The 22,872-nt window shown below is 70.7% G+C and carries 21 protein-coding genes; 10 read left to right on the forward strand and 11 right to left on the reverse strand.

Translation table 11 applies throughout. The annotated features are described in order from the left end of the window. Nucleotides 1-7: 7 nt before the first annotated feature. The 4 genes from ACFW5B_RS15800 to ACFW5B_RS15815 form a co-directional block, all read right to left on the reverse strand. The gene (locus tag ACFW5B_RS15800) at nucleotides 8-712 is read right to left on the reverse strand and encodes a hypothetical protein (RefSeq protein ID WP_386439406.1); all 705 of its coding nucleotides are present in this window, start codon (nucleotides 710-712) and stop codon (nucleotides 8-10) included. Nucleotides 713-1,012: 300 nt separating this feature from the next. Continuing rightward, entirely contained in the window at nucleotides 1,013-3,544 is a 2,532-nt protein-coding gene (locus ACFW5B_RS15805) for an SdrD B-like domain-containing protein (RefSeq protein ID WP_386439185.1), read from the reverse strand. Nucleotides 3,545-4,366: 822 nt separating this feature from the next. Next, nucleotides 4,367-5,023, reverse strand: a complete 657-nt coding sequence (locus tag ACFW5B_RS15810) for a maleylpyruvate isomerase N-terminal domain-containing protein (protein ID WP_386439188.1) — start codon at nucleotides 5,021-5,023, stop codon at nucleotides 4,367-4,369. Then, entirely contained in the window at nucleotides 5,020-5,904 is an 885-nt protein-coding gene (locus ACFW5B_RS15815; protein WP_386439190.1) for an NAD(P)-dependent oxidoreductase, read from the reverse strand. The genes ACFW5B_RS15810 and ACFW5B_RS15815 overlap by 4 nt, the downstream gene beginning before the upstream one ends. A 127-nt stretch (nucleotides 5,905-6,031) precedes the next feature. Between ACFW5B_RS15815 and ACFW5B_RS15820 the strand changes: the two genes are divergently transcribed. Next, nucleotides 6,032-7,141: a GlxA family transcriptional regulator gene (locus ACFW5B_RS15820; RefSeq protein WP_386439192.1), complete on the forward strand. Its 1,110-nt coding sequence runs from the start codon at nucleotides 6,032-6,034 to the stop codon at nucleotides 7,139-7,141. Between the two features lie 74 nt (nucleotides 7,142-7,215). Here ACFW5B_RS15820 and ACFW5B_RS15825 read toward each other — a convergent pair whose 3' ends face one another. The 3 genes from ACFW5B_RS15825 to ACFW5B_RS15835 form a co-directional block, all read right to left on the reverse strand. Further along, complete coding sequence (locus ACFW5B_RS15825) at nucleotides 7,216-7,527, reverse strand: hypothetical protein (RefSeq protein ID WP_386439194.1); 312 nt, start codon at nucleotides 7,525-7,527, stop codon at nucleotides 7,216-7,218. An 89-nt stretch (nucleotides 7,528-7,616) separates the two neighbouring features. Then, the gene (locus tag ACFW5B_RS15830) at nucleotides 7,617-8,336 is read right to left on the reverse strand and encodes an HAD family hydrolase (RefSeq protein WP_386439196.1); all 720 of its coding nucleotides are present in this window, start codon (nucleotides 8,334-8,336) and stop codon (nucleotides 7,617-7,619) included. 223 nt (nucleotides 8,337-8,559) lie between these two features. Then, nucleotides 8,560-9,480, reverse strand: coding sequence for a ScbA/BarX family gamma-butyrolactone biosynthesis protein (locus ACFW5B_RS15835; RefSeq protein WP_386439198.1), 921 nt, complete (start codon nucleotides 9,478-9,480; stop codon nucleotides 8,560-8,562). A gap of 99 nt (nucleotides 9,481-9,579) precedes the next feature. On the opposite strand from ACFW5B_RS15835, the gene ACFW5B_RS15840 reads away from it, so the two are divergent. From ACFW5B_RS15840 to ACFW5B_RS15875, 8 genes are all read left to right on the forward strand, one after another. Continuing rightward, a complete protein-coding gene (locus tag ACFW5B_RS15840; RefSeq protein ID WP_386439200.1) occupies nucleotides 9,580-10,200 on the forward strand; it encodes a ScbR family autoregulator-binding transcription factor in 621 nt (206 codons plus the stop codon). A gap of 126 nt (nucleotides 10,201-10,326) precedes the next feature. Then, on the forward strand, nucleotides 10,327-11,151 hold the full coding sequence (locus ACFW5B_RS15845; RefSeq protein ID WP_386439202.1) for a HipA family kinase: 825 nt from the start codon (nucleotides 10,327-10,329) through the stop codon (nucleotides 11,149-11,151). Beyond that, nucleotides 11,148-11,543, forward strand: coding sequence for a DUF3037 domain-containing protein (locus ACFW5B_RS15850; protein ID WP_386439204.1), 396 nt, complete (start codon nucleotides 11,148-11,150; stop codon nucleotides 11,541-11,543). The genes ACFW5B_RS15845 and ACFW5B_RS15850 overlap by 4 nt, the downstream gene beginning before the upstream one ends. A gap of 277 nt (nucleotides 11,544-11,820) precedes the next feature. Then, the gene (gene fabG, locus ACFW5B_RS15855; protein WP_386439206.1) at nucleotides 11,821-12,582 is read left to right on the forward strand and encodes a 3-oxoacyl-ACP reductase FabG; all 762 of its coding nucleotides are present in this window, start codon (nucleotides 11,821-11,823) and stop codon (nucleotides 12,580-12,582) included. A 29-nt stretch (nucleotides 12,583-12,611) separates the two neighbouring features. Beyond that, a complete protein-coding gene (locus tag ACFW5B_RS15860) occupies nucleotides 12,612-13,382 on the forward strand; it encodes an SDR family oxidoreductase (protein WP_386439209.1) in 771 nt (256 codons plus the stop codon). 278 nt (nucleotides 13,383-13,660) lie between these two features. Continuing rightward, nucleotides 13,661-14,329 carry a uracil-DNA glycosylase gene (locus ACFW5B_RS15865; RefSeq protein ID WP_386439407.1) on the forward strand — a complete coding sequence of 223 codons (669 nt, stop codon included), beginning with the start codon at nucleotides 13,661-13,663 and terminating at the stop codon, nucleotides 14,327-14,329. 125 nt (nucleotides 14,330-14,454) lie between these two features. After that, a complete protein-coding gene (locus ACFW5B_RS15870) occupies nucleotides 14,455-14,991 on the forward strand; it encodes a hypothetical protein (protein WP_386439211.1) in 537 nt (178 codons plus the stop codon). 253 nt (nucleotides 14,992-15,244) lie between these two features. Continuing rightward, entirely contained in the window at nucleotides 15,245-16,153 is a 909-nt protein-coding gene (locus ACFW5B_RS15875; protein ID WP_386439213.1) for a Gfo/Idh/MocA family protein, read from the forward strand. On the opposite strand, the gene lnt is transcribed toward ACFW5B_RS15875, so the two are convergent. The 4 genes from lnt to ACFW5B_RS15895 form a co-directional block, all read right to left on the reverse strand. After that, on the reverse strand, nucleotides 16,122-17,654 hold the full coding sequence (lnt, locus tag ACFW5B_RS15880; RefSeq protein WP_386439215.1) for an apolipoprotein N-acyltransferase: 1,533 nt from the start codon (nucleotides 17,652-17,654) through the stop codon (nucleotides 16,122-16,124). The genes ACFW5B_RS15875 and lnt overlap by 32 nt on opposite strands. A 139-nt stretch (nucleotides 17,655-17,793) precedes the next feature. Next, a complete protein-coding gene (locus tag ACFW5B_RS15885) occupies nucleotides 17,794-18,276 on the reverse strand; it encodes a nuclear transport factor 2 family protein (protein ID WP_386439217.1) in 483 nt (160 codons plus the stop codon). A gap of 62 nt (nucleotides 18,277-18,338) precedes the next feature. Further along, a complete protein-coding gene (locus ACFW5B_RS15890) occupies nucleotides 18,339-20,291 on the reverse strand; it encodes an ABC transporter ATP-binding protein (protein ID WP_386439219.1) in 1,953 nt (650 codons plus the stop codon). A gap of 147 nt (nucleotides 20,292-20,438) precedes the next feature. Further along, complete coding sequence (locus ACFW5B_RS15895; protein ID WP_386439221.1) at nucleotides 20,439-21,959, reverse strand: GAF domain-containing sensor histidine kinase; 1,521 nt, start codon at nucleotides 21,957-21,959, stop codon at nucleotides 20,439-20,441. A gap of 495 nt (nucleotides 21,960-22,454) precedes the next feature. Here ACFW5B_RS15895 and ACFW5B_RS15900 point away from each other — a divergent pair, with 495 nt between their 5' ends. Beyond that, entirely contained in the window at nucleotides 22,455-22,835 is a 381-nt protein-coding gene (locus ACFW5B_RS15900) for an STAS domain-containing protein (protein ID WP_386439223.1), read from the forward strand. Nucleotides 22,836-22,872 lie beyond the last annotated feature (37 nt).

Here is a 22,872-nt window from a genome sequence, read left to right on the forward strand (position 1 = left end):
ACAGCGGCTACCGGGTCGGCGTGACTCCGGGCACCGGCTTGACCGGAACGTACTTCTGGGTGTCGAAATCGATGAGCACCGGCTGCGACTCGGAACCCACGCTGACGCGGACCCGGTACATGGTGCCGTCCGGGCCGACCCAGTAGCGGACGTTGCCCGCCGTACCGGAGCGGTGACCGGAGGACGGCCCGGCCATGACGTCCACCCGATGCCCGTCCACCCGGTCCCGTCCCCACCAGGTGGCGCCGTTCTGCGGCAGCAGCTGGGCGTTGTCCGGCCGGTCACTGCCGAGACCGAGCGCGATGGTCAGTGAAGTGTCCAGCGCGCTGCCGGACGACTGCAGCGGACGGCTGTACCAGGCCGAGCGGGGCGGCGACGCGGGTGCGTGCGCCGGGGCGTTCGCCATCGGGTGTACGGACACCGAGGTGGCCGTCCACCCGATCAGCCCGTCGCTGGAGGTGTCGCGCCCGGTGCCGTGCACCACGCCGTAGCCGAGTTTGCCCCGGTAGTCGACGGACCCGGTGACGACCAGCCCGCCGGCGGTGCCCGGCACGGTGATCCTCACCGCTCGGCCGTGTGCCTGGTAGTTACGGAACCGTGTGATCGCCAGCCGGTTCACCTCATCCGAAGTCAGTGCGCGCGGACCGCTGGGGCCGGAGCCGCCGCCCGCGAGGAGGAACACGGCACCCACCGCGACGGCCGCTGCGCCGATGACGGCTGCCGCCCAGCGGGGCCGCAGCCATCGGCGCCGGCCAGTCGCACGGCCCGGTAGAGCTTGCTGAACTCCTGTGCTCCGCACGCGGCTCGACGCTGACACTCTTCTGATTCACCCTCCCGATCACCACACTGCCCGGCCGCCGTGCGGTCGCGGGCGGCACTCGCAGTCCGGTGACAGACGACGCCAAGGCCGGCCCTCGTGGACCGGCCCGAGACGTGATCCGCCCGCCCGCGTCATCCGGACCGCAGACAGGCAGATCACTGTTGTTCAGTTCGTTCAGTTCGTTCAGTTCGTTCAGTGCTTCCGGGCGCGACGCTTCCGGCCCATGAACGCGATGACCAGGCCCGCACCCACCAGCAGACCGGCGAGGGCCATCATCTTCGGCAGGCCGGACATACCGGTGTGCGCCAGCGAACCCTTGCTCCCACCGGCCGGGGCCGGGTTGTTGGCAGGTGGCGCGGGTGCCGGCGGCGTAGCGTCCGGCGGCGAGCTCGGATTCGGAGGCGTGGTCGGGGTCGAGGCCGAGGTCGAGGTAGAAGTCGGGGTTGGCGTGGGTGTCGGAGTCGGTGTCGGCGTCGAGGTCGGCGTCGAGGTCGGCGTCGGGCTGGGTGTCGGGGTCGGTGTTGCCTTCGGGATGTACACCCCGGCGTCGATCGTGTGATCGACCCCGCCCGGCTTGTCCGGCGCCGTGACCGGCGCATGGCCGTTGCACAACTGCCCGGTGGTCGGCGGGGTCACATTGGAGTCATGCGCACGGTTGCCACCGGCTCGCGGGAGCGTGAACCGCAAGTCGCTTGCCGGGGGCTGGCCGGGCACCTTGCCGGTGTCCGCGGTACACACGTCGAACTGCACCGTGTATTTCGCACCCGGTGTGAGCTGGTACTCGGCGCCGACACCACCGAAGTAGTACTCGCCGGCGGCATCGGTCCTGGTCGTGGCGACCTGTTTGCCGTCCGCGTCCAGCAGGTTGATCGTCGCCCCCGGCAGCAGCACGTGCCCCGGGTCCTGAATCCCGTTGTGGTCGCCGTCGAACCACACGACGTTGCCGATCTGGATCGGCGCGTTCACCGCCGCGTACGCGATGTCACCGAGCCCGCCGGCTTTGCCGAACCCGCCTTGTTCCCGGCTGACGAACTGGAACCCGTTGGCCTTCGGGTTGTTGCCCGGGCCCTGACCGGTCGTGATGTCGTGGTACCCGGTCCCTGAGGTCGCGACGTCGACGACCGGGTCGAACTCCGTGCTGACGACCCACTGCTGCTGCGGGATATAGGCCACCGACCCCAGCGCGGTCTCCTGGTGCGCGTTGGCGAAATAGTCGCCCGGGAAGTATTCGGCGACATCGGCGGCCTGGCCGCCACTGTTGGCAGGGGTGGCGTGGTTGGGACAGCTCCCGGTGCCTTCCCACTGGTACTCACCGGTGGGAGTGGCGCAGACCATGGTGATGTCGCCACCGGACATGCCGTTCTCCGCCGTGTCGTTGCCCGGGCGGGGGTCCAGCCCTCCCCAACTGAGCACGTCCATGAACCGGTCGCGGAAGCCCAGGATCATCGAGCCGTCGCGGGCGAAGGCGAGGGAGGCCAGCTCCGGCTGCGGGTCGATGAAGACGCCGCCCGCCTTCCGGTCGTCCCACGTGTCCAGGCCGGTGTTCCACGGGTTCCAGTGGGTGGCCTTGTCGCCGGCGCCGAAGACGGTGCCGCGTTTGTCCGTGAGCGCGTGGGTCAGCACCGTGGTGAACCGCTTGCCGTCGTAGGTGTAGACAACGGCTTTCAGGTCCGCGCGCTGCTGGGTGCTCTCCGCGTTGCACACGCCGCCGACGTGCAGCGTGTTGTTGTGGACGGCGAGACCGAACGGCCGCCAGTCGCCGGGGCTCGCACACCCCGGGTCCGGGATCGGCACCGTCGCCTCGGGCGCCGAGGCGGTGGCTCCTGTCGCGTCGAAGCTGACCAGGCTGCGGGTCAGCAGGTTCACCGCGTACAGCGTGGAGCCGTCCTCCGACAGGGTCAGGCCACCGATGCTCTCCTTGCCCGGCGCGTCGGTGAACCCGGCATCCTTGATCATGTTGGCGGTGTCGTGCTGCGTCACCGCGGCGCCCGGCACCTGCGCGAACAGCTCCGGCGCACCCGAGCCGCCGGTCGGCACCGTATAGATCGCGCCGCTGCCCTTCGGCCCGTACGGCGTGTACCGGCGGGCGAACGCGCTCTGGAACAGCCGGGATCGGTACTTGTCGTACGTCAACCCGAAGGTCGTGCCCACCTGGTCCTGCGTGGCCAGCGTGGCCGGGCACGCCACATCGGTGGGACACGTGCCCCTGGTCTTGGTCCCGAACGCCACCAACGCCCGGTTGTCGGTCCCGTTGGCGCCGTTGTGGACCGGCACGAAATACCGCGAGTCCGGCAGCGCGTAGTCGGCCGGATCCCATACGCCCGTCACCACCGAGGCGTTCTTTCCGTCCGACACATCCACGAACGACGTGAAGCTGTTGAAGTGGTTCTCCGCCGTCGACGCGGGCGCCGCCCGCAAGTAGTCGCTGTACGGAGCGGGGATGCTGACGTCGACGCGGTACCGGCCGCCGCTGAGGGCGGCCGACGGCGACACCACGACCTTTCCGGTGGCATCCGTGACCCCGGTGACATCGTGCCCGGCGGGGTCGGAGATCTTCACCTTCATGCCCCGCTGTGGGACGTCCATCGTCGCGTTGACCACGCCGGTGCCGAAGAAGTCGCGCAGCACCTGAACCGTCAGTGTGCCGTCGGCGGTTGAAGCGGCGGCCGGTTCAACCGTTGCTCCGATGGCACCGCCTGCCAGCAAAAGAACGGATAACCCCATGCGCGACAGCGCCTCCAGCCTCCAGGCCGGCCGGCGCGAGTCTCTGCCGACTCGGTTCATGGCATCACACTCCACACTTCTCTTGTCAGGAAAACGAAGCACCGCTTCTCACTGCACGCCCACCAACGGCCCCGGACGGGGATGCCGACGCGACTGCCACCAAAAAGAAAGAGGGTCCACGCCATTGCATGGACCGCTCTGTGGTGATCGCTTGAGGTAATTACGGGCGAGCTGTAAGCGTCGCAGGCCAGGAAAAGCGAACGCGCGTTCAGGGTTTCGGGCGAGGCGGCCCTGAGTTGTGTGTTCCCGCAACTCAATCACGGTGTCCTGGCCCCCCCCGCCACCGACCTCGCCGACCGCCATCGCGAGCAGCGCGCGACATTCTATCCGCTGGAGTCTCGCCGTCACCAGCAGAACCCTGACATTCATCGGGATCCGTAATAGTCCTCAAGTAACCGCAGAATGCCGCCCGGAAGAATGTGCGAATTCGACGCGATGACCGGATCGATCCGACCCTGGTGGGTGCGACTTCTTTCACCTCTGGACAGTGACGGTGGAGGACTTCGGGCCCCGGCTCGCTTTCCGCGACGCGGTGTGGACAGTTTGACGTGCAGATTGTGCATGGAGGGATGAACGGGTCGTGCTTGCCTGGTGGGTTGGCTGGTTACGTGGGCCTCCCGGCCGTCAACGCGACCGAGTAGGAGCGAATTCGAGGTCAAGCCTGATCACTAAAGACCTCACCCGGCAATGGGCGGCTGCGGCCCGTGTTCGACCGTTCCTGTGAGGCAGGTTCTTGTGGTCCAGGTGTCGTGGCCCTGGCCGTCAGGGGCGGGCGGGTGGGCGCACGGTTCCGTCCCACTGCCAGTCCGTGCGCCGGGGCAGGCCGGGCAGCGGGATGCGGCCCGTACACCACAGCAGAGTGTCGGACGGGCCGTGTCCGGACGGAGCGTCGGGGAAGAGACGGGTGAGGACGGCGGTGCCGATGTCGTCGGGCGGGGCCCAGGGCAGACCGAGGGTGCGGGTGATGTCGTAGGTGTGGACGGTCAGTTCGGTGATCCCCATGGCGGCGAAACCGGTGGCGTCGGAGTGGCCCCACGGGTGCCAGGCGCGTGCTTCGGCAGTCGTGTCGCGGACGGTGGAGGTGAGGAGGGACGCGGCGATGCGCAGGCCGTCCAGGCAGGCGGGGACGGTGGCCTGGGGGTCGAGTGAGGCGAAGAGGGTGATGTAGCGGTCGTCGGGGCGGGCGATGAGCAGGCCGGTGTAGCCCATCAGGCCGAGGGCGAGATGGTCGAGGGTCTGGCGGCAGGTCCAGTCGAGGGCGTGAGCGGGGCGTGACCAGTCCTGGTCGGCCCCCTTGAGGAGGGTGGCCAGGCAGTCGTCGGTGGCGGCGGCCAGAAGGTCCGTCCACGGCACGGTGGTAGCGGGAGCCGTCGGGTCCGGCGCGACGGGTTGAGCGGTAGCTGTTGGTGTCTCGGTCATTTGCCGGCCGCCGGGTTCTTCAGGACCTCGATCACGCTCGCGTAGCTGTCGGAGCCGTGGCCCGTGGCCTTGGCCCGTTCCATGGCGGACTTCAGGAGTTCGGGCAGGGCGTTGTCGATGCCGCGGGCCGCTGCTGCGTGGATGAGATGGTCGATGGCCGCGATCTGCACGTCAACGGTGGCGTCGTCGCCCGGGTAACGGCCGGTGTCCACCTGGGGTGCGTAGGTGGTCAGGAAGCCGGCCACGGCGGTCAGCCAGCGGATCGCGACGGGGGTGAAGGCCGTGGCCGGTGTCTTCTCCGCGCCGACCAGCGCGGTGCCGTGCAGCCAGCCGGTCATGGTGGACCACATCAGGCCGAGCAGGGCGGCGTCGTAGAGGGAAGCCAGGCCCGGGTCGGTGCCCAGGTGCAAGGGGTCACCCAGGGACGCCAACGTCGCACGGTGGTCGTCGAAGACGGCCTGTGAACCGCTGTAGAGGAACATCATCTCGGGGCTGCCGACCCCCGGCGGGGTGGTCATGATCGCGCCGTCGAGGTAGTCGGCGGCGTGCGACCGGGCCCACGCGGCGGCCTCGTGCGCCTGCTCCGGGGAACCGGACGTGAGGTTGACCAGGGCCTTGCCCGCGAGGCAACCGGCGACGGGGTCGAGGACGGCGTGCAGCACCTCGTAGTCCAGTACGCAAGCGACGGTCAGCGGGCTCGCTGCGACGGCCTCCTCGGGTGTCGCGGCCAGGCGGGCACCCCGGTCGACCAGCGGCTGGGCCCGGTGCGCCGAGCGGTTCCACACGGTGGTCTCGTAGCCCCGCTCCAGTAAAACGGCGGCCAGCGCCGAGCCCATGGAGCCCAGGCCGATGACGGTTACCGCCGGGCGATCAGACTGCATGTCACAACTCCCTGTACGTCCGCCTGCGGCGGTTGGTCACGTGTGGACCAAGATCGCAGCGTGCGGGGGCCGGGAACAGTGACACTGGTGACAGCAGCCACCAAATTCCTGCCATACCCTTCGAGGTATGCATCCTGGTTCCGTCGCCGTGGTCGTGGCCGAGGACATCGGAGTCCCCTCATGGGATCTGTACGAGTTGAGCATCCCCTGCACCGTCTTCGGGAAGCCGCAGGCGGACCTGGCCGACCCTTGGTACGACCTGCGGCTGTGCCGTATGGGGACGGGGCAGCAGGATGGCTCTCCGGCCGACAGCGGACTGTCACTGCGGACCCGCTACGGGCTCGATGACCTCGTCGGCGCCGACACGGTCATCGTGCCCTCGGTGCCCGACTCCTTCGTCGACGAGGGCGGACCGCTGCCGTCGGCACTGATCACGGCCCTGCGCCAGGCCTACGACGCAGGCGCCCGCATGGTGTCCCTGTGCACCGGTGCCTTCGCGCTCGCCGAGGCGGGGTTGCTCGACGGACGGCGTGCCACCGCCCATTGGATGCACACCGCTCAACTGGCCGAGCGCTACCCGAAGGTGCAGGTCGACGACTCGGTGCTGTACGTGGACGACGGAGATGTGCTCACCAGTGCCGGGCTGACCGCCGGCCTCGACCTCTGCCTCCATCTGGTGCGCCGTGACCTGGGCGCACACGTCGCCAATCAGCTGGCCCGCCGGATGGTGGTGCCCGCCCACCGCCCCGGCGGCCAGGCGCAGTTCATCGACCTGTCCGTGCCCACCACCGACGACGGGAGCCTGGGACCCGTCCTGGACTGGGCCCGTGCACACCTGGACCAACCCCTGGCGGTCGGGGATCTGGCTCAGCGCGCAGCGATGAGCCCGCGGACCTTCCACCGGCGACTCCAGGCGGCCACCGGGACGACTCCACTCCAGTGGCTCCTCAACCAGCGGCTGGCAAGGGCCCAAAACCTGCTGGAATCAACAGACTTGCCCATCGAGAAGGTCGGGGAGCTGAGCGGCCTCGGCACGGCGAACAACCTCCGCCACCACTTCCTCAAACAGCTCGGGGTATCGCCGAGCGCCTACCGACGGGCCTTCCCTCGGACCAGGCCCGAGTCATCTCGCTCCCTGCCTGAGGGCCGGTCCCAGGGCGGAGAGGGCCGACGGACGATTGACCGCGGCACATCCGATGCCCTGGTGACGCCGAGGGCGACGGGGCCGGACGAGTGATGCCGGGACGATGGTGAGTGGGCAACGGAGGTGTGCCCGAGCGTGGTTCGCGGGTCCGCTGCGGAATCCCGCCCTCACGGGATGAGCCGGCCTCGGCTCACGGTGAAGGTGTCCCGTCCGTCCGGCGTCGTCAACCCGTCCGGCGCGAGGCAGACCGCCACGAGCTCGTCGCCTGCGGGCTGCCTGGCGCCGTCCAGGATTGTGCACGCCACCGTGACCTGTACCGGGTAGACCGCTTCGGGGGTCAACACAGCGGGCCAGAAGACCGGCGTCTTGTCGAACAAGGACCAGCGGTGCCCAGTGGCGTCCACGAACTGAACCTCGACGATGCCGGGAAACGGCTCGTCATCGACCCAGCGAACCGCTTCACACCGCAGCTCAGGCACTGCGTCTCCCTCCCGGATCCGGCCCACGGCAACAACGAGCGCCAGTATGCCCTGAGGTGCCACGGGGTCTGCCGCGGGCCGGTCCGCCGTCATGTCGTCGTGGTACCGGGCCCAGTGGGACCCGTGCCCTGGGCAGGGATGCGGGCGTCGGCCCATCCCTGCACCGCCGGCTCCGCCAGTGAGTGGACCCACCAGTCGGCCAACGCCGTCTCCCTGTCGCTGGGGCGGGGCCCGACTCCGAGTACCCGCATGCCCGCGCCTGCGGCAGCTTGGATGCCGCAGTGGGAGTCCTCGACGGCCAGCGTGTCAGCGGGCTCCACCCCGCAGAGCTGGGCGGCGGTGAGGTAGACGTCCGGGTGGGGTTTGGGTCTCGTGGTGTCGTTGGGTACCACGATGTGGCTGAAGCAATCCCGGAGTCCAGCCATTCCGAGACAGGACTCGACGACTTCCAGTGGGCAGTTACTGGCCACGGCCAGCGGGGCGAACTGCACGGCCGAATACACCAATTCCGGTGCCCCGGGCATGGTGGTGGGGTCTGCGGCGACGAGTTCACGGAAGCGCTTGAGCAATGACTCCGTCATGTCCCCGGTCAGTTCCGGTCGCCCGGCCACATCGGCCATTAAGCGCCCGCATTCGGTGTAGTGCAGCCCTCGCGCCTTTTCCGCGAAGTCGTCCGAGGGGGCGCAGCCGTAGCTGCTCAGCACCATGTCACGGGCGTCCACCCAATGGCGTTCGGTGTCCATCAGCGTGCCGTCACAGTCGAAAACGACGGCCGCGGGGGTCCAGGAAAGGATGGTCTCTGCGGTCATTCGGGATTCCGTTCCGATGGGCCCGAAAGCGCTGATGCGACCGGTCGCGAAAGACGCAGGGCAGCGTCGGTTTCACGGACGCCCGGCACCGGGCCGAGGGATTCCGGCAGGGCAGCTCCCATGGCGGGGATTTCTTCCGCTCCAGCCGGAAAATATCGATCGTTATGTTACGGATGGCAATGCGGAAAGGTCAACCAATTCACAAATGTCAATATTGTGTGCTCTACGTATAACTGAAGGTGCCGCAGGCCGTCTCTGTGCCGCCCTGGAGGATGCGGAATGCGCACGTCGAGCCGTGCCTGGTGCACAGCACACGTGCGGGCGGGGTCAGTTCGGTGAACCGGGAGGCCTTCAGCCGGCCGAAAAGGGGTCGGCTCAGCCTGCCCCGACTGAGGTATGAGGCGGCCTGGCGGGCAGCTTCCAGCAGCACCATGCCGGGCACGTGGTCGGTGGGGTGGTCGAAGAAGAACGGGTGCAGCGGGTCGGCCGGCGAGACCAACAGCTTTCCCTGGTCGAGAGTGAGGACCGCATCATGCGGGTGATTCACGGTCAGCTGTGCGGCCGACGGTCGGTACCCGCCCTCCGGGCGGCGATCCGGGGCGGCACCGCCCGCGCTCCTGGCGCGCAGCGCGGTGAATCGCGCGCCGTCCAGGAATCGCACGCCCCCGCCTCCTTTGCCGAAAGTCACCCCGCACGCGGCGAAGGTGACATTCAGTCGCAGTCCGATGGCGGACTCGTCCGGCGCCCGCCGGACGGCGCTGGCCCGTGCCGAGCAGGTGATTTCGGTCGCTCCGGCGCGGGCCGGCAATTCGTCGGCGGGGCTGAGGTGGAAGTGCAGGTCGGTGACGACCGCGCGGAAGGTCTTTGGAACCGCGTAGAAGCGCAAGGGAATGTAGAGACCGAGCTGACGCAGTGTTTCCACCAGAATCAGCGGGCTGTGCCGCTGCGACCCGTCGCGGGGGAACGTCGCATGCGCGCGTGGCCAGGACGCCGCCGCCAGGAAGACGTGCGGGGCATCGGTCGGCCGTACATCCGTAAGGAGGACCTCTGCCACCGAGGTCCGGTGCACCAGCTCCCGCTCGACGGTACGAGACCAGCTGAGCGGCTCACTCTTTCCGACGGTCCTGGCCGTTGAGGTGCTCATACGACCAGGGAATACCGAAATTCGAACATGCGCACCCTTGAATTCCGGGGTGCGCGGAGCGGTAGGTTGCCTCCCGGCGGAACGAGAACAACGTGCGAGGTGTACGTGCAGATCCGGGCGGAAGCGACGCGCAGGTTCCTTCTCGAGGCGGCGGCGACCTTGTTCGACGAGAAGGGGTACGCCGGTACCAGCATCAGCGACATCAGTGCGCATTCCGGTCGAACCAGCGGGGCCATCTATTTCCACTACGCCAGCAAGGAGAAGCTCGCCCTCGCCATCGTCGAGGAACATTTCGCCACCTGGCCGCATTTGATCAGCCGCTACCGGCAGCCCGGCCTGCCGGCCCTGGAGAAACTCGTCGGGCTGAGCTTCGAGGTGGCACGCGCCTTTCGGGACGACATCGTCGTCCGGGCCGGAGCCCGCCTCTGGGCGGAACGCAAAGCCATCGACGCCCAGCTCCCCGCGCCGTTCCTCGGCTGGATCGAAGCCGTTACCCAGTTACTCGAAGAAGCCGCCCGTAACGGTGAACTCGCTGCCGATGTACCACCCGCCGCCACCGCCCACGGCATCGTCTGCTCCTTCTTCGGTCTGCACACCGTCTCCGACGCCCTGGAGGGACGCCGGCACATCGAGGAGCACCTGCATGACCTGTGGACTCTGCTGCTCCGCGGCCTCCAGGCCGAGCCTGATCCCGCCGGTCTGCTCAATCGCGTGCGCTGAGCGGCGCGATGACCGCCGATCTTGCAGACGTTGAGCAAGGCCGTGGTCCGGCGTGGCTGGCTCTGTGTTTGCCTGTGTTGGAGGAAGCGTGGATTGTCAGTTCGAACGGTCCTATAGCCTGGCGAAATGCTGACAGAAGTCACAGCGACCCGCTACGTCACACCCCTTCGTGAGGGCGGCTCGCTTCCGGGAATCGTCGAGGGGGACGACCTCGGTACCTACATCATGAAATTTACCGGTGCCGGGCAGGGGCGTAAGACGCTTGTTGCCGAGATCATCTGTGGGCAGCTGGGGCGTCGGCTCGGGCTGCGGGTGCCGGAGCTGGTGCAGATGCAGCTCGATCCCGTCATCGGGCTGAGCGAGCCGGACCAGGAGGTCCAGGAGCTGCTGAAAGCCAGTGGCGGGCTCAACCTGGGCATGGATTACCTTCCTGGATCGCTGGGTTTCGATCCGCTCGCGTTTGAGGTGAGTGCCCGTGAGGCGGGCCGGGTGGTGTGGTTCGACGCGTTGATCAACAACGTCGACCGGTCCTGGCGCAATCCCAATCTGCTGGTGTGGCACGGCGAACTGTGGCTGATCGACCACGGCGCCGCGATGATCTGGCACCACAACTGGCCCACCGCGGAGAAGGCTTCGACCCGTCCGTACAACGCCTCCGACCATGTGCTTGCCACCTTCGGTCCGGACCTCGCGTCGGCGGCCGATGAATTCGCGCCACAGATCACCGAAGAGCTGCTGACCGAGATCGCGGCGGAGGTGCCGGACGAATGGCTGGCCGACGAGCCGGGCTTCGACTCCCCGGATCTGCTGCGGCAGGCGTATGTGCGCACCTTGCTGGCCCGTGTTCAGACGCTCGGCGACCGGATCAACCTGGGGGAGCCCGCCAAGGACGCGCCCTCGCGGGCACCGGAACGGCCGGCCGGTAAGCCGCCGCGGAGGGCAGTGAAGTGACGGGTCTGCACAACGGGCGCGATGTGTTCGAGTACGCCCTGCTGAAGGTCGTGCCCCGGGTCGAGCGCGGCGAGATGATCAATGCCGGGGTGGTCGTGTACTGCCGTGCCCGGCGCTTCGTCGAGGCCCGGACGTATCTGGACGAGGCCCGGCTGCTGGCGCTCGACCCCACGGCCGATGTGGCCGGCGTACGGGCCGCGCTCGGTGCCGTCGAGGACATCTGCGAGGGCGGCGAGCGGGCCGGACAGGCGGCGGGGGATGACGCGGGACGTCGTTTCCGCTGGCTGATCGCGCCGCGCAGCACCATCGTCCAGCCGGGACCGGTGCACACCGGCCTGACCACCGATCCCGCCGCCGAGGCGGAGCGGCTGGTGGAGTTGCTGGTGCGCTGAGGACCACGGGATCGCCGTACGGGCGCCCGGCGCCGCCTTCGGGCGGGCCGGGCGCTTCGTCGTGGTGCGCCCGTGCCCGTGCCTCGTGCCCCGTACGCCCGTGCGCCGGCCCCCGGCCGGTTTCACAGGTGAGGTGGGCAACGGCGCGGTGGTGGGGCGTTGACAGCGGGTGGCCGGGCTTCTAGCGTCAGCCCTGCTCAGGCTACTAAGCGGTTGCTCACCCACGGGACGGTGCGGCGGACCGCTTGTCGAGGTTTCGAGGATGAGGAGAACCCGCATGTCCAGCACCGAGCAGCGCGTCGCCATCGTGACGGGCGCGGCCCGCGGTATCGGCGCGGCCACCGCCGTGCGCCTGGCCGCCGAGGGCCGTGCCGTCGCCGTACTCGACCTCGACGAGGCGGCCTGCAAGGACACCGTCGCGAAGATCACCGCAGCCGGCGGCAAGGCCATCGCGGTCGGCTGTGACGTCTCCGACGCGGAACAGGTCGAGACCGCGGTGGCCCGGGTCGCCTCCGAACTCGGTGCGCCGACCGTGCTCGTCAACAACGCCGGTGTGCTCCGCGACAACCTGCTGTTCAAGATGAGCGAGAGCGACTGGGACACGGTCATGAACGTGCATCTGCGCGGCGCGTTCCTGATGTCGCGCGCGTGCCAGAAGCACATGGTGGACGCCAAGTTCGGGCGGATCGTCAACCTCTCCTCCAGCTCGGCGCTCGGCAACCGCGGGCAGGTCAACTACTCCGCCGCCAAGGCCGGACTGCAGGGCTTCACCAAGACGCTCGCCGTCGAACTCGGCAAGTTCGGTGTCACCGCCAATGCCGTCGCCCCCGGCTTCATCGTCACCGACATGACCGCCGCCACGGCGGAGCGCGTCGGTATGGGCTTCGAGGAGTTCCAGGCCGCGGCCGCCACCCAGATCCCGGTCCAGCGGGTGGGCCGGCCCGATGACATCGCCAACGCGATCGCCTTCTTCACGGGCGACGCGGCCGGCTTCGTCTCCGGCCAGGTCATGTACGTCGCCGGCGGCCCGCTCAACTGACCGCCCCACCGACCCCAGGAGTTCTGGACATGACCGAGCAGGACAGCGGGCTCCCCGAGCCCACCGGCAAGGTGGCGCTGGTCACCGGCGCCAGCCGCGGCATCGGCTACGGCATCGCCGAGGCCCTGGTGGCCCGTGGCGACCGGGTCGTCATCACCGGCCGCAACGAGGACGCCCTCAAGGAGGCCGCCGAGAAGCTGGGCGCCGACCGGGTGCTCGGCGTCGCCGGCAAGGCGCATGACGAGGCCCACCAGGCCGTGGCCGTCGAGCGCGCGATGGAGGCCTTCGGCCGCGTCGACTACCTCGTCAACAACGCCGGAACGAACCCGGTGTTCGGCCCGATCGCCGATCTCGACCTGGGCGTGGCACGCAAGGTCTTCGAGACCAACGTCGTCTCCGCGCTCGGCTTCGCGCAGCGCACCTGGCACGCCTGGCAGAAGGACAACGGCGGCGCCATCGTCAACATCGCCTCGATCGCCGGTCTCGCGCCCTCGCCCTTCATCGGTGCGTACGGGATGAGCAAGGCCGCGATGGTGAATCTGACGCTCCAGCTCGCCCACGAGTTCGCGCCGGGCGTGCGGGTCAACTCCATCGCGCCCGCGGTGGTCAAGACGAAGTTCGCGGCCGCGCTCTACGAGAACCGCGAGGAGGAGGCGGCGGCCGGCTACCCGATGGCGCGGCTCGGCGTCCCGGAGGACATCGGCGGGGCCGCGGCCTTCCTGCTGTCGGAGGCCTCGGGCTGGATCACCGGGCAGACGCTGGTGGTGGACGGCGGTCTCTTCCTCAACGCCGGGGTCTGACGGCGACGGGCCGTGACGTCGCCGGGCCTGACGTCGCCGGGGGCGGCGGGCGGGGGAGACCTTGCCCTGGTGTGCGCTTCAAGCGGCGGAGTCCGTGGTGCCGGTCCTCAGGGGGGCCGGCACCTTCGCCGGAACGCCGTGACCTCCCCGTCCGCGGGACGGGGCGCTGCGTTCGGGGCCGGTCCGGGCGGCCCGCGGACGGCGTTGTCAGTGGTCGCCGGTAGGTTCTGGGACTGAGAACGCGATGCACACCGGAGGTTGTTGACGTGGTGACCGACATGCTGCCCGAGTCCTGGCGCGGGGTCCTCGGCGAGGAGTTGGAGAAGCCCTATTTCAAGGAGCTCACCGACTTCGTCGAGCAGGAGCGGGCCAATGGGCCGGTCTACCCGCCCCGCGAGCAGGTCTTCGCGGCGCTGGAGGCGACGCCGTACGACCAGGTGAAGGTGCTCATCCTGGGCCAGGACCCCTATCACGGTGCGGGGCAGGGTCACGGTCTGTGCTTCTCCGTGCAGCCCGGTGTGAAGACTCCGCCGTCGCTGCGCAACATCTACAAGGAGATGAAGGAGGAGCTGGGACACCCGATTCCGGACAACGGCTATCTGATGCCCTGGGCCCAGCAGGGTGTGCTGTTGCTGAACGCCGTCCTGACGGTCCGCGAGGCCGAGGCCAATTCGCACAAGGGCAAGGGGTGGGAGAAGGTCACCGACGCGGTGATCCGCGCCGTGGCCTCCCGGCCCGACCCGGCGGTCTTCGTGCTGTGGGGGAATTACGCCAAGAAGAAGCTGCCGCTGATCGACGAGGAGCGGCATGCCGTGGTGCAGGGCGCGCACCCCTCCCCGCTGTCGGCCAAGAAGTTCTTCGGCTCCCGCCCCTTCACCCAGATCAACGCCGCGGTCGCCGCACAGGGCCACGCGCCGATCGACTGGCGCATCCCTGACCTGGGCTGAGTCGGTTGGCCTGCCCGGCCAGGGCGTACCACCCGGTGCGTCGCGCACACCGCGCGCAGCTCCCGTCCGGCGGTTAGCGTCAGGGGAACGGCACCGACGGTGGGCACGGATACGGGAGTGCAGTGGTGGAAACGCGGCGGGAGGCGACGGCCGAGGACGGGGTGCTGACCCGGATCGGCCAGGCGATCATGCTGCATCGCGCCGGCGACCGGGAAGAGGCACGCAACCGTCTCTCGGCCCTGTGGCACGAGATCGGGCCGCACGGAGACGCCTTCCACCGCTGCACCCTCGCCCACTACATGGCCGACACCCAGGACGACCCCCGGGACGAACTCGACTGGGACCTGCGAGCCCTGGAGGCGGCCGAGGGCTTCGTCACCGAGCGGCCCGCGGGCGGCGCCGGCACACCGGGGGAGTCCCGGGTCGCCGACGGCCCCGGCCCCCGCCACCCCCTCATCGCGCTCCGGGCGTTCTTCCCCTCACTCCACCTCAATATCGCGGCCGACTACGCCGCTCTCGACCGCCCGGCCGACGCCCGTGCCCAGCTGCGCCGTGCGAGGGCCTCGGCCAACGCCCTCGCCGACGGTGAATACCGCCAGGGCCTCCGCGACGCGATCGACCGGTTGCAACTACGCCTCGACGGCGTGGCGGGGACGCCGTAGGGGGCGCCATCCGCAGAGGCACCCCATAGGGACACCGGCAAGGGGTGCGCCGCAGGGCTGACCCCCCGCGCGATCCCGGCCGGCCTGTGCGCCGGCGTGCTGCCCTGGTCCGGCCCCCGCCTGGCGCCCGGCCGTCCGCTGCGGAGCATGCTGGGAAGTGCCGGCCGGCTGCTGCCGGCCGGCTGCTGCCGGCCGGCACGTATGCTTCCGGCACGCGGGGTACCACCAGGGCGGCACAACCCAAGGAGTACGAGTGAAGGTCGGCTGCATCGGACTCGGCGACATCGCCCGGAAGGCGTACCTCCCCGTCCTGGGCACACAACCGGGGCTCGAACTGCATCTGCACACCCGTACCCCGGCCACCCTGGAACGCATCGGCGCCATCCACCGGCTGCCGCCGGAACGGCTCCACCCCGACCTGGACTCGCTGCTGGCCACCGGCCTGGACGCGGCGTTCGTGCACGCCGCCACCGCCGCCCACCCCGAGATCGTGACCCGGCTGATCGAGGCCGGCGTACCGACCTATGTCGACAAGCCGATCGCCTACGAGCTGGCCGCGTCCCAGCGCATCGTCGCGCTCGCCGAGGAGCGGGGCGTGGGCCTCACCGTCGGCTTCAACCGCCGCTTCGCGCCCGCCTACGCCCAGTGCCGTGAGCACGCCCGCGATCTGATCCTGATGCAGAAGAACCGCGTCGGCCTGCCCGAGGACCCGCGCACCCTGGTGCTCGACGACTTCATCCATGTCGTCGACACCCTGCGGTTCCTCGTCCCCGGCGAGGTCGACCACATCGATGTGCGGGCCAGGATCCGGGACGGGCTGATGCAGCACGTGGTGCTGCAGCTGTCCGGTGACGGCTTCACCGCGATCGGCACCATGAACCGTCTCAGCGGCTCCACGGAGGAGATCCTCGACGTCTCCGGGCAGGACACCAAGCGCCAGGTCGTCAATCTCGCCGAGGTCATCGACCACAAGGGCCAGCCGAGCATCCGGCGCCGCGGCGACTGGGTGCCGGTCGCCCGCCAGCGCGGTATCGAGCAGATCGTGCTGGCGTTCCTGGACGATGTACGGGCCGGTCGGCAGCCGTCCGCGCAGGACGCGCTGCGCACCCATGAACTGTGCGAACGGGTCGTCACCGAGGCGCTCGCGCAGACCGTCTGCTGAGCGCCCGCAGCCCCGCGTACCCGCCGGCGAGCACCAGCGCGCCCATCGCCCCGTATACCGCCCAGTCGCCGAACCGGGTGTACGGGGTGGTGCCCTCGGCCAGCGGAAGGCCGTAGACGGCCGCCGCGCTGCGGTCGGTGCCGAGCCGTTCGCCGATCCGCTCGCCCCGCGGGCCGTGGACGGCGCTGATGCCGGTGAGCGTGGCGTGCACCATCGGCCGCCCGTTCTCCGCGGCGCGCAGCGCGGCCAGCGAGGCGTGCTGCGCGGGTGCCCAGCTCTCCTGGAAGGTCGAGGTCGAGGACTGCGCGACCAGCACCTGCGCACCGTCGCGCACCAGATGGCGGCTCATGTCGGGGAAGGCGCTCTCGAAGCACACCAGCGGCCCGACGCGCAGTCCGCCCGCGGAGGCGACCGGCAACACCACCGTGGTGGTGCCGCGCAGCCGGTCGGTCGGGGCGGCCTTGCCCACCCGGGTCGCCCAGCCGAGCACGGACCGGAACGGGATGTACTCGCCGAAGGGCACCAGCCGCATCTTGGCGTAGCGCTCCCCGGTCGGACCGTCCGGCCCGATCAGGACCGCGGTCTTGGAGATGCCCGGCCGCTCGGCGTGCGCGGAGTCGGCGTTGATCAGCAGCTCGGCGCCGGTGTGCCGGGAGAGGGCGGCGAGGCGTTCGGCGAGCGCCGGGCGGTCCGCCGGGTCCTGGGTGAGGCTGCTCTCCCCCCAGATGACCAGGCGCACCCCGCGGCCCGCCAGCGACCGGGTGAGCGCCTCGCTCCGGGCCAGCCGTTCCGCCGGGGTGCCGGTCAGGTTGGGCTGGACGACGGCGACCCGTACCGTGCCGGCCGGGCGGGGGACCGGCGCCCGGAACCAGGCCGCGGTGACCGCCAGCGCGCACACCAGCAGCCCGGCGACGGCGGGCAGCCGTGCCGCCGGGCGGGCGATCAGCTCGGCCAGTGCGGTGTTGACCGCCACGATCAGCAGGCTGACCAGCCACACCCCGCCGACCGACGCCAGCCGCAGCGCGGGCGGCACCTGCCACTGACTCGCGCCGAGCAGCCCCCACGGGCCGCCCAAGTACTCCCAGGAACGGACCAGTTCGACCATCAGCCAGCCCGAGGGCACCAGCACCAGCGCGGCGGCGCACCGGGCCGCGCCGGGCGCCCCGCCCAGCAGCGCACGCACCAGCAGCCCCCAGGGCGCCCACAGCGCACCGAGCAGCAGGGCGAGCACCAGGATGAAGACATGCAGGCTCGGCAGCAGCCACTGGTGGACGGCGAGTATGAAGCCGGTGCCACCCAGCCAGCCGTCCAGCGCCGCCCGCCCGTATGTCGGCGCCGTCCGGATCAGCAGCAGCCAGGGCACCAGGGCGGCATACGCCAGCCACCACCAGGACGGGGCGGGGAAGGTGAGGGCGGGCACCGCTCCGGCGAGCGCGGCGGCCGCGCCCCGTGCCCAGGGGGAGCCGGGCCACCGCGCCTGCTGGCCGAGCGGTCTGTCCATGCCGGGCTCCCTGGTGCCGGATTCCGCCGGTCGGACGGCCAGTGTGCGCGGCAGTGCCGATCAAGGAAAGGGGGTGTCGCCGCAACGGCCGATATCGGGATGTAACGGTCGATGTCCGGTGCGGCGCTCGGCGAGCCGGTCAGTCGTCCGCCGGCCTCACCTGACGCCACTTCTCGTGGACGACGACGCCGGTCAGCCGCCAGCCTTCGGTGGTGCGGCGGGCGGCGAATTCGTAGCGGCCGCCGCAGGTGTAGTTGGGGGCGGTCGGGCCTTCCCCGGCGTCCGGCGCGGGGCCGGCCAGCCGCATCGGGTTGAGGTAGTCGGCCCGGACCGTGGCGGTGTCGCCGGAGGCGCCGTCCCGCCGGGCGAAGGCGATCCGGCGGTTGACGATCAGATGCTGCCGCATCGCGAACTGCCGCAGCATCTCGGCGAGCCAGCGGGTCATCTCCTCGGCACTGCCCTCGATGCCGCCCGCGGAGCGGTAGTCGGCCCGCCCGTCCGGGGTGAACAGGGCCAGATAGCCGGGCCAGTCACCGTCGTCCACGGCGATGGCGTACCCGGTGATCAGATCGTCGAGGGCGAGGCGGTCCATGAGCCCGGAGTGTTCCGCGCGCTGCGTCATTGCCTCAGTTTTCGGCATACCGAGGCCCCCGCCAAGAGGCGGGGGCCCGGCGTGGCGTGCCGTCAGTTGACCAGCGCCGACTCCGGCAGCAGATCCGGGCCGGAGGCCGTGCTGCCGGTTTCCGCCTCCGCCTGGGCGGTCTGCGGCTCCGAAGCCGAGTCGGCGAACTGGGTCCGGTACAGCTCCGCGTAGCGTCCCTCGGCGGCCAGCAGCGTCTCGTGTGTGCCGCGCTCGACGATCCGCCCGTCCTCGACCACCAGGATCAGGTCCGCGGCCCGTACGGTCGACAGGCGGTGGGCGATGACCAGTGCGGTACGGCCGTCCAGGGCCTCGGTGAGCGCCTCCTGAACCGCCGCCTCGGAGGTGTTGTCCAGGTGGGCGGTGGCCTCGTCCAGGATCACCACCCGGGGGTGGGCGAGCAGCAGCCGGGCGATCGTCAGCCGCTGGCGCTCGCCGCCCGAGAGGCGGTAGCCGCGTTCGCCGACGACGGTGTCCAGCCCGTCGGGAAGTCCGGCGATCAGCTCCTCCAGACGGGAGCGGCGCAGCGCGTCCCACAGCTCCGCCTCGGTCGCCGCCGGCTTGGCCAGCAGCAGGTTCTCGCGGATCGAGTCATGGAAGAGGTGCCCGTCCTGGGTGACCATCCCGAGGACGTCGCGCAGCGAGGCGGCGGTCAGGTCGCGGACGTCCACCCCGGAGAGCCGGACCGCCCCCGCGTCGGTGTCGTAGAGCCGCGGCAGCAGCTGGGCCACGGTCGACTTACCGGCGCCCGAGGAGCCGACCAGGGCGACCATCTGGCCGGGTTCGGCACGGAACGAGATGCCGTGCAGGACCTCTTCGCCGCCGCGGGTGTCGAGGGTGGCGACCTCCTCCAGGGAGGCCAGCGAGACCTTGTCGGCGGACGGGTAGCCGAAGCGTACGGAGTCGAACTCCACGGACACCGGGCCCTCGGGGACCGCGCGGGCATCCGGCTTCTCGGAGATCAGCGGCTTGAGGTCGAGCACCTCGAAGACCCGCTCGAAGCTGACCAGCGCGCTCATCACCTCGATATGGGCGCCGGACAGCGCGGTCAGCGGGGCGTAGAGCCGGGTGAGCAGCAGGGCGAGCGAGACGATCGCCCCGGGCTCCAGCTGTCCGCCCAGTGCGAGGAAGCCTCCCAGCCCGTAGACGACGGCCAGCGCCAGGGCGGAAACCAGGGTGAGGGCGGTGACGAAGTACGTCTGGACCATGGCCGAGCGGACCCCGATGTCGCGCACCCGGCGGGCCCGGACGGCGAACTCGGCGGACTCACGGGCCGGGCGGCCCATCAGCTTGACGAGGGTGGCACCCGGTGCGGAGAACCGCTCGGTCATCTGGGTCCCCATCGCCGCGTTGTGGTCGGCGCCCTCCCGGCGCAGATCCGCCAGCCGCCGGCCGACGCGGCGGGCGGGCAGCACGAACACCGGCAGCAGCACCAGTGCGATCAGGGTGATCTGCCAGGACAGGCCGATCATGACGCCGAGGGTCAGCAGCAGCGTCACGATGTTGCTGACGACCCCGGAGAGGGTGTCGCTGAACGCCCGCTGCGCACCGATCACATCGTTGTTGAGCCGGCTGACCAGGGCTCCGGTGCGGGTGCGGGTGAAGAAGGCGATCGGCATCCGCTGGACGTGGTCGTAGACCGTCGTCCGCAGATCCAGGATCAGGCCCTCGCCGATGCTCGCCGACAGCCAGCGGGTCAGCAGCCCCAGCCCGGCCTCGGCGACCGCGATGACGGCGATCAGCGCGGACAGGCCGACGACGAGGGAGGGCGCGTCGCCGCCCACGATGGCGTCCACCACTCGCCCGGCCAGCAGCGGTGTGGCCACCGCGAGCATCGCGGTCACCGTGCTCAGGACGAGGAACCACACCAGGTGGCGGCGGTGCGGGCGGGCGAACGCCGCGATACGGCGCAGGGTGTCGCGGGAGAAGCGGCGCCGGCCTTGCTGCGCGGTCATCGAACTGTGCAGTGCATGCCAGGCGGTGACTTCCATGTCCATCGTGGCCTCCAGGTGCCGGGTCGCGTCACGGAATCGCCGTGCGTGACCGGCGACAGAAAGGAACCTAGAACCTCAACCATTATTGAGGTCAAGCGATTCCGGCGCGCTCACCCGGCCGGGCCACTGCCCCTGCTGCCGCGCGGCGGATCAGCCGTCCGACCGGCCGCGGAGAGGGCGCTCCCACGTCACGGGCGGATGCCCGCCGTCCGGACAGCTCACCGTCAGCCGTACGCCCGCCCGTCCGTCGGGCAGGGTGGCGGTGGCGTCCACGACGACCGACACCCGGGCCGGCGCCGACGCCCCCACCGCCGTCAGCGCCTCGCCGAGCGCGGCCACCAGCGCCCGGCCGCTCCGGTCGTCGACCCGTGCGTCGACCGGGCCGACGAACTGCACCGACGGGCGGCCGCCGAGCGCCGCGGCGGCCGCGCCGGCCGCCCGCAGCACCCGGGTGCGGAGGCCGGGCGGCGCCTCGGGCGGCCCCTGCTGGAGCGCGACGATCGCCGTCCGGATCTCCTGGACCGTCGCGTCCAGCTCGTCGACCGCCCGGCCGAGCCCGTCCCGCACCTCCGGCAGCACGGCCTTGCGCCGGGCGGTCTCCAGCAGCATTCCGGTGGCGAACAGCCGCTGGATGACCAGATCGTGCAGATCACGGGCGATCCGGTCGCGGTCCTCGAAGACGGCCAGCCGCTCACGGTCCCGGTGCCGGTCGGCGAGGACCAGCGCCACCGCGGCCTGCGCGGCGAACTGGGTCCCCAGCGTCCGCTCGGTGTGGCTGAAGCGCGCGCCGCCGGACGTCCGGCACAGCGCCAGGGCACCCAGCACCCGCCCGTTGCTGCGCAGCGGCAGCAGCATCGTCGGGCCGTAGTGGCGCGACAGCGGGGAGACCGAGCGGGGGTCGGCGGCGAAGTCGTCGGAGAAGACGGCCAGTCCGGCCCGGAGCTGGTGCAGAACCGGGCTCTTCGCCGGTATCCGGCCGCGGAACGCCTCGGTCCGTACGGCCTCCGGCAGCACGGTGGAGATCGCCACCACTTCCATACCGCCCTCGGCGTGCGGCAGCAGGACCGCTCCGGTCGCCGCCTCGGCCAGCTCGCGGCCCTGCTCCGCGACAACGGTGAGGGCGTTGCCGGCCGCGCCGCGGGCCCCGGGCCCGGCCAGCAGCTCCGTGGTCACGGACGCCGCGCCGTCGATCCAGCGTCTCCGCTGCCCGGCGACCGCGTGCATCCGGGCATTGCGCAGCGCGATCCCCGCTCCGGTGGCCAGCACCCGCACCACATGCAGATCGCCGTCGCCGAACTCCCCGCCGTCTTCCTTGCCCGCGAGATACAGCGTGCCGAACAGCTCCCCCTGCACCTCGATGGGCACCTCCAGCGAGGTACCGGCCGACGGCCCGGCCCCGGGGGAGCTGCCGTGGGTGACCTGACCGCCCGGCCCGCCACCGTCCTCGTCGTGGATGCCGACGGCGGCGTGCCGCGCACCCGTGAGGGAGGCGGCGGTCTCCGCTATCCGGTCCAGGGCCTGGCGCAGATCGTGGCCGGAGCCGTCCGGCGCCATCGCTTCCAGAAGCTGCGGGAGCCGGGAGACCGTCCCCCCGGCCAGGGCGCGCGGGCTCTGCGCGGTCCGTTCGGGCGGGTCTCCAGCGGGGTCCGACGGCTTCAGGGCACACCTCACACTCTCCGGCGTTCCGGCCAGTCTAATTCGCCCGAAAGTGTGCTATTCGAGCCGCTCGGGTGAGGTGCGCGAGGCGGGGCCCGGAAGGCGGCCAGGGGACGCTCACCTGCGCGCCGGGCCGGATCCGGCCGCCCGGTCCGGGCATCTGGGCGGGATTGTCCCCCGCCGGCGGGGGCGCGGGCCCTTGGTCACCTATCTCGGCCACGCCTGCGAGGGGCGACTTTGAGACAACCTGCAGTTGTCGCGGGTGCCGGGACTTGGAGGCCGTAGCCTGCGGGTAAGCCGTAGACAACTACGGACAGCTGCAGAAACGCAGGACCACAGACGACACACCGCCGCACCACCACAGGCCCGGAAACGGGCCGACCGCCCGGATTGCGCCGGGCGCCCCCCACACCTACCGAACATCTCCGCCGCAGACGCGTGGCCATATCCCGCGCCTCGGCACGAAAGTGGGCCGGGCCGATGGATGAAGGTCAGTACTACCCGAGACTCGTGGGACCCAGCCGCGCGGCAGGCGGCACGACCGTGCTGGAGCTCCGCGGCGAGCTGGACATCCTCGCCGTGTCGGTGCTGTCCGACCGGCTGGACGACCTCACCGGGGCCCAGGGCGCCGATCTCCTGCTCGATGTGCGCGCGGTGACGTTCATCGACTGCGCGGGTATGTCGCTGCTCAGCCGCGCCCGCTACCGGGCCCGCCAGCGGGGCGGCCGGCTGCGGCTGACCGGGGTCACCCGCGGCGGGAGCGTGGCGCGGCTGCTGCACATGACCGGACTGACCGGCACGTTCGAGATCGTGTCCGACGAGGACGGTGCCGCGGAAGCGGCCGACGGCGCTGCCGGACCGGCCGAGGTCACGGGCGGCGCCGTCGCCTGACCGGCGCCCCGCCCGTACGCCCCGTGGCACCGTGCAG

The sequence above is a fragment of the Streptomyces sp. NPDC058773 genome, from assembly GCF_042746015.1.
GTDB lineage: Bacteria > Actinomycetota > Actinomycetes > Streptomycetales > Streptomycetaceae > Streptomyces.

What these genes read in the sequence shown, in the direction of transcription:
- lnt (WP_386439215.1), bottom strand. Translation starts at nt 17,654, where the DNA reads ATGGACAGACCGCTCGGCCAGCAGGCGCGGTGGCCCGGCTCCCCCTGG.
- ACFW5B_RS15860 (WP_386439209.1), top strand. Translation starts at nt 12,612, where the DNA reads ATGACCGAGCAGGACAGCGGGCTCCCCGAGCCCACCGGCAAGGTGGCG.
- ACFW5B_RS15815 (WP_386439190.1), bottom strand. Translation starts at nt 5,904, where the DNA reads ATGCAGTCTGATCGCCCGGCGGTAACCGTCATCGGCCTGGGCTCCATG.
- ACFW5B_RS15835 (WP_386439198.1), bottom strand. Translation starts at nt 9,480, where the DNA reads ATGAGCACCTCAACGGCCAGGACCGTCGGAAAGAGTGAGCCGCTCAGC.
- ACFW5B_RS15865 (WP_386439407.1), top strand. Translation starts at nt 13,661, where the DNA reads ATGCTGCCCGAGTCCTGGCGCGGGGTCCTCGGCGAGGAGTTGGAGAAG.
- fabG (WP_386439206.1), top strand. Translation starts at nt 11,821, where the DNA reads ATGTCCAGCACCGAGCAGCGCGTCGCCATCGTGACGGGCGCGGCCCGC.
- ACFW5B_RS15830 (WP_386439196.1), bottom strand. Translation starts at nt 8,336, where the DNA reads ATGACCGCAGAGACCATCCTTTCCTGGACCCCCGCGGCCGTCGTTTTC.
- ACFW5B_RS15805 (WP_386439185.1), bottom strand. Translation starts at nt 3,544, where the DNA reads ATGGGGTTATCCGTTCTTTTGCTGGCAGGCGGTGCCATCGGAGCAACG.
- ACFW5B_RS15845 (WP_386439202.1), top strand. Translation starts at nt 10,327, where the DNA reads ATGCTGACAGAAGTCACAGCGACCCGCTACGTCACACCCCTTCGTGAG.
- ACFW5B_RS15890 (WP_386439219.1), bottom strand. Translation starts at nt 20,291, where the DNA reads ATGGACATGGAAGTCACCGCCTGGCATGCACTGCACAGTTCGATGACC.
- ACFW5B_RS15885 (WP_386439217.1), bottom strand. Translation starts at nt 18,276, where the DNA reads ATGACGCAGCGCGCGGAACACTCCGGGCTCATGGACCGCCTCGCCCTC.
- ACFW5B_RS15810 (WP_386439188.1), bottom strand. Translation starts at nt 5,023, where the DNA reads ATGACCGAGACACCAACAGCTACCGCTCAACCCGTCGCGCCGGACCCG.
- ACFW5B_RS15820 (WP_386439192.1), top strand. Translation starts at nt 6,032, where the DNA reads ATGCATCCTGGTTCCGTCGCCGTGGTCGTGGCCGAGGACATCGGAGTC.